Origin of the sequence: Algoriphagus sp. 4150 (assembly GCF_031457395.1) — a bacterium.
In the GTDB taxonomy this organism is placed as follows: Bacteria; Bacteroidota; Bacteroidia; order Cytophagales; family Cyclobacteriaceae; genus Algoriphagus.
This window is the reverse complement of the sequence record NZ_JAVDWS010000055.1, coordinates 1-5,330: the sequence shown is the minus strand read 5'-3', so window position 1 is coordinate 5,330 and position 5,330 is coordinate 1. Positions and strand designations below refer to the sequence as shown.

Annotated in this window: 3 protein-coding genes; all 3 read left to right on the top strand. The window is 40.1% G+C overall.

Annotated elements, in window-relative coordinates:
• The first annotated feature begins 269 nt into the window (after positions 1-269).
• The 3 genes from J2X69_RS24560 (at position 270) to J2X69_RS24550 (ending at position 4,312) form a co-directional block, all read left to right on the top strand.
• Positions 270-2,426: a TonB-dependent receptor gene (locus J2X69_RS24560; protein ID WP_310109474.1), complete on the top strand. Its 2,157-nt coding sequence runs from the start codon at positions 270-272 to the stop codon at positions 2,424-2,426.
• Between the two features lie 135 nt (positions 2,427-2,561).
• Positions 2,562-3,854 carry an AAA family ATPase gene (locus tag J2X69_RS24555; protein WP_310109471.1) on the top strand — a complete coding sequence of 431 codons (1,293 nt, stop codon included), beginning with the start codon at positions 2,562-2,564 and terminating at the stop codon, positions 3,852-3,854.
• A gap of 5 nt (positions 3,855-3,859) precedes the next feature.
• A complete protein-coding gene (locus tag J2X69_RS24550) occupies positions 3,860-4,312 on the top strand; it encodes a hypothetical protein (RefSeq protein WP_310109469.1) in 453 nt (150 codons plus the stop codon).
• Positions 4,313-5,330 lie beyond the last annotated feature (1,018 nt).

Here is a 5,330-nt window from a genome sequence, read left to right as displayed (position 1 = left end):
GAGGATGTAATACGATTTATCCAAGATGATTCGTCACTATCAATCTGGAGTCCGCAATACTTTATAGATCTCATAGAAAGTTTGAAATTCAAGGAGACATAAATTGATCCTTTTGACCTTAAAGTAATTTCATTTGATATAGCTAAAATGGTTACTGTGGTTTTAGCCTCATCTCACTCCGATGATCAGTAAGCGGAATTAGTCACAATTTAGCATGTATTTAATCCTTCATGCCTTAAATTCGTAGCTGAAACTGTACCAATCCTATTATGCCAATTATCAATACCCAGACTCTGGCGAAGCTGGTTTTTGTCGCCGGGTTAAGCATTGCAACCCGAATCTCTTATGCACAGACGAATGATACCATTCCTGAAAGCCAGCTCGGTGAGATCATCGTGACTGCCCAAAAGGAGAGTGAAAACCTACAAAAAGTGCCTTTCAGTGTGTCTGCACTTGATGCCCGAAAGGTGGAGGAAATGAATCTTTGGCAGACAAAAGATCTTCGGGGATACATTCCCAATCTATACTCATCCAATCCCGGTGACAATCGAAATGTAATGTCTATACGTGGTATTACCACCACTTCTTACGAGCCGGCAGTGGCAACTTACGTAGATGGAGTAAATCAATTTGGCCTGGATACGTATTTTTTTCTACTCAATGATGTGGAAAGGATAGAAGTGCTGCGGGGGCCACAGGGAACGCTTTATGGAAGAAATGCGATGGGAGGTGTGATGAATATCATCACCAAACCTAAATCGGATAAACTTTCGGGTTTTGTCCGTACCGATGTAGGAAACTATGGCTTTTCCAGAATAGCAGCAGGAGTGAAAACTATGGTGCTTCCGCAAAAGGTGTATGTGGGAGTATCTATTTTATCGGACAAACTGGATGGATATTATACCAACCTTTTCAATGACAGTAATTTTGATAAGCAGAGGAACATGCTGATAGCCGGAAATGTGAATTACCTCTTTGCAAAAAACTGGGAAGCAATTCTAAACTTCAAAAGCAACTCAGGGCGAAATAATGGACCGTTCTCTTTGGCACCTAATGCAGATTCTGCGTTGGAGAATCCTTTTGAGGTAAACCAGAATGCTATTACGGAAATGGTAGACGACAGTCAAAATATTTCCCTGGTAATCAAAAATGAAGGCCCGAATCTTAATTTCTCTTCTCAGACAGCCTATCAAAATAATTATCGCTACTACAAAACGCCTATTGATGGAGATTTCTCTCCGATTGACGGGGTTTCCATAGTAAATAATTATGGTCGGGATTGGAATACTGTTTCTGTCTGGACTCAGGAGTTTAGATTGGCCTCTGCAAATACCGGTCAGAAGCTGAATTGGCAAGTCGGGTTCTTTGGTTTTAATTCTGAGGCTCCCACCAAGCAGGGGATCTATTTCGGAGATGATGCTGCATTGGTTGGCTCTCCGATTTCCAACTTCACCACCATCAATACAAATGTGGCCACCGGATACGGATTTGCTTTTTTTGGACAGGCTAGCTACAGCTTGACTGATAGATTGAAACTTACGGGTGGTTTGCGTTCGGATTATGAAAAAAAGAAGCTGACTGTCTCTCAGGAGATGGATTTTGGACAGGGAGATCCTATGGTAACTCAGCCGGATACTACCTCTAAGGTGAGTTATAATGCGATTTCTCCTAAAGTTGCCCTAGCTTATCAGCTGGCAAATACCAATGAGGTTTATGGAAGCTACAGCCGTGGTTTCAGGCCCGGGGGCTTGTCTGAGATAGGTTCAGATCCAAGTAATCCGCCCTTATTCGCCTACGATCCTGAGTTTTCCAACAACTTTGAAATCGGGAGTAAAAACTACTTCTTTAACAGGAGGATGAGAGTCAATGTATCGGCTTTTATCACTACTATTTCTGATGTTCAGGTGCCAGGGTTGATTTTGCCGGATGCTATTGTGGTGACCACCAATGCAGGTGATCTTACCAGCACGGGAGTAGAGTGGGAGGTAAGTGCACTTCCTTCCAAGGACTTAAGCATTGACTGGAGCTTTGGATATACGCATGCGACTTTTGACAAGTTGATGCTTCCCGGAGAATCCGGTGAGGTAGATTACTCCGGCAACAGACAGATTTTCACTCCCGACGTGACTTCCATGGTAGCAGTGCAATGGACACCCCAGTTCTTTTACTCAAGTCAGCTGAGCTGGTTGGTAAGAGCAGAGTGGTTGTATTTCGGGGAGCAGTTTTTCAACTTGGAAAACACCATCAGACAAGATGCTTATCAGATTGCCAATGCGAAATTTGGAGTAATGACCGATACGATGGAGCTTTCCCTTTGGGCTAAGAATATATTTGATACTACCTACATCGATTATGCATACAACTTTGGCCCTGCCCACTTAGGCAATCCTGCTACTTTCGGGGTAACGGCGATGTATAAGTTTTGAGTGGTTCGAGATTGCAGTTGTCCTGCTTCTCCGGAAGCTGGACGGGATACTTGGAGATTTGTATCTTGAACCATTGGAAAAAAGCGGAGTTCCGTTAAAAAATTGTATTTTTAATTACCTTATTGACTAAAGCTAATGATCCAATCTTTCACAATAGAGAACTTTAAAAGCTACAAAAAAGCAGAGCTGAAATTGGCGCCATTGACAGTAATGGTAGGAGCCAATGCTTCAGGTAAAAGCAATGCAATAGAAGCTATACGGTTTTTAAGTTGGATGGCACAAGGGCAGAAGCTTTCTTCTTTACAATTTGAGGTAAATCAGAATAATGCAGAGATTCGAGGACAGATTAAGGATGTTTTCAAAAGCATTAAACAGCCTTTTGGTATAGGTTGTGCAATTGAAGACGGAGCATCAAGGTGGGATGTTAATGTAAGTTTGGATTTAAGAGAAGGGAAGGAGCTTCATATAAATCGTGAATCTATGACTACCAGCTCTAATGTGATTCTGTATGAAACGGTAAAACCCTCTGTAGGTGCAGATACAAAAATTGTTGTTGCATATAATGATTTTACCAATGGAGTTAAGAAGCCTGAGGTTACTTGTTCTGATCAATTAGGAATATTTACTCAATTTGCACTAACAGAAAGAATTTCATCTGCCCACAAGAAATCACGTTCCGCAATACCAATTAGGGCTTTTCTTACAGAGAATATGCTGTCTCATATTTTATTTCTAGACCCTTCTCCTCAATCTATGCGGAACTATAGCTTTATATCGGATGCGGAGTTGATGGGGAATGGAAGGAATATATCGGCTGTACTTTTTAATCTTATTAAGGAAGATGCTCATCAAAAAATCAACATCCTTAAATTTATTAAGAGCTTGCCTGAGCAGGATATTTCTGACATTGGGTTTATAGAAACCCCAAGAGATGAGGTAATGGTCACGCTAACGGAGACATTCGGAAATGAAAGTCGAAAAATGGATGCAGGTGTTCTTTCTGATGGTACTCTTCGGGTCTTGGCCATTGCTGCGGCATTACTTTCTGCACCCGAGCAGAGTATTGTTATTATTGAAGAAATTGATAATGGAGTTCATCCAAGCCGTGCGAAGTTATTGCTAAATCAGATCAATAAAATTGCTGTGGAAAGGAAACTTCGAATTGTTCTTAGTACCCATAATCCTGCGTTGATGGATGCACTGCCAAGTGAGGTGATTCCTGATGTAGTGTTTTGCTATCGTGATAAACAGGATGGGAGTTCTAAGCTAGTCTCACTCAAAGATGTTCCTGATTATCCCGAATTAATTGCTCAGGGAAGCTTGGGAGATTTGGTCACCGAAGGTTTACTCTCTCGTTTTGTCAAAGATTATGAAGGATCGGAAGCAAAAAAAGAAAAGGCTTTAAAGTGGTTAGAATCCATTAAATAAGTAAGATGATTAAACCGAATATTTGGATTATTGACACCTCCGTTTTCATGAATATTCTTGATGTAGAAGGTTTTAATCAGGATAGAGGGATAATCTTGAAGGAATTTGGTAGTCGAATAGAAGACAAGGATATTTTTTTTCTCCCATTTGTGGTTTTAATTGAGACAGGAAATCATATTGCGCAATTGAATGGGAATATCAAATTCACCAAAGCTCAGGAATTCGTGAAATTTGTAAAAAGTGCACTGAATGGGCAAACTCCTTTTATCCCACTTAGATTTCCGGAAAAAGAAGACTTATTAAATTGGATAGATGGTTTTCCTGAAAAGGCCGCTCAGGAAATTGGTTTTGGAGATTTTTCAATTATAAAAGATTGGGAGGAGCAAAGCAATTTGTCTCAGGGATGGTCTGTTAAAATTTGGTCTTTGGATGCAGGTCTTCAAGGATATGCATCTTAGTTACCAGATTAGTAAAACTTCTGAAATCATTCGATCTCAGAGGCTTTTTAATAATAGATTTTCTAAAAGACCTTCGAGGTTTTTAAAACCTCAAAGGTCATCAATTTTGCCAACTTCAATTGCTTTTTCGGAATCTATGATTCTATGTGGTGAAAAAAGCTAAACCACATAGAATCATAGTAAAACATAGAAATGGAGACACTTTGCCGGCAGGTATACTCACTTTAGGGCTTTGATTTCTTTGTGACTTTATGGTGGCAAAATAAGGCACAAAGTGAAGTTTCTCAAGCCGAAGTTCATGTCCCACGAACGGCAAAATATTTCCTTGATAAAATGTGAAAAAACAGCAGTCTGAAGACTGCAATACAATAGGTCAAAGTCATGAGACTTGGACCAAACACGGTTTTTCTAAAAAGACCTTCGAGGTTTTTAAAACCTCAAAGGTCATCAATTTTGCCAACTTCAATTGCTTTTTCGGAATCTATGATTCTATGTGGTGAAAAAAGCTAAACCACATAGAATCATAGTAAAACATAGAAATGGAGACACTTTGCCGGCAGGTATACTCACTTTAGGGCTTTGATTTCTTTGTGACTTTATGGTGGCAAAATACGGCGCAAGGTGATGTTTTTACTATGTTTTTGGAAGGTTAAAAAAACAGCAGTCTGAAGACTGCAATAGAATAGGTCCAAGTCATGGGACTTGGACCAAGCACGAGCCGCAGTCCATGTCCCACGAATGGCAAAATATTTCCTTGAAAATATCAAATTGTGTCCTCTGCGTATCCCTCTGTGTGCTTTGTGGTTAAAGACTTTTCTTACCTGAAATTTATAAAAAACACCTACCTAAGCCGCCGTTCGTTCTCACAAATGGCAAAATATGCCTTCGATAAATACAATAGATCCAAGTCATGAGACTTGGACCTCAAGTTTGGCTAATTTCTAGCATGAAACAATGCGGACAGGACTGGATTATCTGATTTTTTGAGTGTTTGCATTTTTTTCTGGATGTTTACGAA

Bases quoted from the DNA above. Each gene is read 5' to 3' on its own strand.
- J2X69_RS24560 (WP_310109474.1), top strand. From the start codon at position 270: ATGCCAATTATCAATACCCAGACTCTGGCGAAGCTGGTTTTTGTCGCC.
- J2X69_RS24555 (WP_310109471.1), top strand. From the start codon at position 2,562: ATGATCCAATCTTTCACAATAGAGAACTTTAAAAGCTACAAAAAAGCA.
- J2X69_RS24550 (WP_310109469.1), top strand. From the start codon at position 3,860: ATGATTAAACCGAATATTTGGATTATTGACACCTCCGTTTTCATGAAT.